The organism is Falsiroseomonas oryzae, assembly GCF_027856955.1.
Classification (GTDB): Bacteria; Pseudomonadota; Alphaproteobacteria; order Acetobacterales; family Acetobacteraceae; genus Falsiroseomonas; species Falsiroseomonas oryzae.
Map to the genome: position 1 here is coordinate 1 of NZ_JAPSMD010000836.1, position 1177 is coordinate 1177.

Sequence of the window (1177 nt, forward strand, 5' to 3'; positions counted from 1 at the left end):
CGCCGCAGCCGCACGGTCGCGCAACTCCGAGGCGGCTTCCCCGGCACGCTCGGCGACCGCGCCGGCACGGTCGCGCAGGCCGGTGGCGGCTTCGCCGGCGCGCGCGGTGACGGAGGGGCCGCCCGCATCGCCAGTCCTGCGCGCATACGTCTCCGGCGGGTAGCTCTCGCCGGCGTAGCTCTCGCCGTAGATCTCGCCCGGATAGGCGCCAGCATAGCCCTGGCCGCCCTCGACCGGGGGGGCGGCGCGGTCGTCACGCGACCACGCGCGGCTGGCGGCGCGGTCGCGGCCGCCGGACAGGGCCAGCCAGCCGATTCCCGCCGCCACCAGCAGAACCGGCATCGGGTTGTCGCGGATCGTCGTGCCGAGATTGCCGAGGAACTCGCGCCCACCGGAGCCGCGCAGCCAGTCCATCGCCTGCTCGGCCACCTGGCCGGGCGCGACGCGCTCCTTGAGCTCCTCGACCGTGCCGGTCAGGCGCGCGCGGGTGGCCTCCACCTCGCGCTCGATGTCGGCGGCCGAACGCTCGCCGGGGTCCGTGATGCTCATCGCACCTGCTCCTTCGCGGCCTGGGCATCGCGCGAGAGCTGTTCCGCGGTGCGATGCGGGGTGAGGTTGGTCGCCTTCAGCTTCGAGATGCCGCCGCGCACCAGCGCGTAGCCCGCGACCGCGGCGATCACGCCGACGATCAGCAGGCCCCACCCATCCGGCACGTCGAGCAGGCGCGAGACGAGGGCCGCGGCCGCCAGCAGCAGCAGGATCAGCCCGCCGAAGGCCAGCGCGCCGCCGCCTGCGATGCCGGGGATGGCGCCACCGGCCTCCGACACCTTCTCGCCCATCTCGGCGCGGGCGAGCTGCAGCTCCTTGCGGAACAGCGTGGTGATCTGGGTGACCATGTCGCCCAGCAGATCGCCGATGCTGCGGCTGTCGTCGTTCACCGGACGGCCGGGCTGTGGCTCGAAGCGGCCCGGGTCGTATTGGCTGGACATCGCCTTCTCCTCAGCCGTTCTCTGTCCCGCCGCGTGGCCGGTTGGCCGCGGCGCCGCCGAGCGAGGCGCTGGCACGCGTCACAGGCCGCGGCGGACCGCCATCCCCGGTGACCCAGCCCGGCGCACCGGCCGCGGAGTCCTGCGGCGTGCCGTGGTGCGGGCCGGCGACGGTCGTGCCCTGGCCCTGA

General features: G+C 75.1%; 2 protein-coding genes. Both read right to left on the reverse strand.

Going from position 1 to position 1177, the window contains the following annotated elements; genetic code table 11:
- A partial coding sequence (locus OZN99_RS32085) for a DUF3618 domain-containing protein (RefSeq protein ID WP_270939238.1) occupies positions 1-549 on the reverse strand: 549 nt, incomplete at its 3' end.
- Positions 546-989 carry a phage holin family protein gene (locus OZN99_RS32090; RefSeq protein WP_270939239.1) on the reverse strand — a complete coding sequence of 148 codons (444 nt, stop codon included), beginning with the start codon at positions 987-989 and terminating at the stop codon, positions 546-548. The genes OZN99_RS32085 and OZN99_RS32090, both read right to left, overlap by 4 nt.
- Between the last annotated feature and the right edge of the window lie 188 nt (positions 990-1177).

Excerpts from the sequence above, each read along its gene's own strand:
- OZN99_RS32090 (WP_270939239.1), bottom strand. The coding sequence starts at position 989 with ATGTCCAGCCAATACGACCCGGGCCGCTTCGAGCCACAGCCCGGCCGT.